At 53.2% G+C, this 250-nt stretch carries 1 tRNA gene; it reads left to right on the top strand.

The window, feature by feature from the left end:
• Nucleotides 1–40 precede the first annotated feature (40 nt).
• Nucleotides 41–116, top strand: a tRNA-Ala gene (locus AB4Y40_RS42995).
• The last annotated feature ends 134 nt before the right edge of the window (nt 117–250 follow it).

Raw genomic sequence — 250 nt, 5'->3', positions numbered from 1 at the left:
CACTGTCTGTGACGGGCAGTCCCCCTGAAGTATGTAGACTGGGGGATTAGCTCAGCTGGGAGAGCACCTGCTTTGCAAGCAGGGGGTCGTCGGTTCGATCCCGTCATCCTCCACCAATCCTCAATGCACAGCGTTCTGCACGAAGCAGAGCCTTTTGCATTGGCGATTGAGCCAGTCAGAGCGATGTGGGTAACACCCTATCGGCTGTCGTTCTTTAACAATCAGGAAGAAGTAGTAAAGAGATTCATCC

The sequence above is a fragment of the Paraburkholderia sp. EG287B genome, from assembly GCF_040965595.1.
Taxonomy (GTDB): Bacteria; Pseudomonadota; Gammaproteobacteria; order Burkholderiales; family Burkholderiaceae; genus Paraburkholderia.
This window is presented reverse-complemented; position numbering and strand designations above follow the sequence as displayed.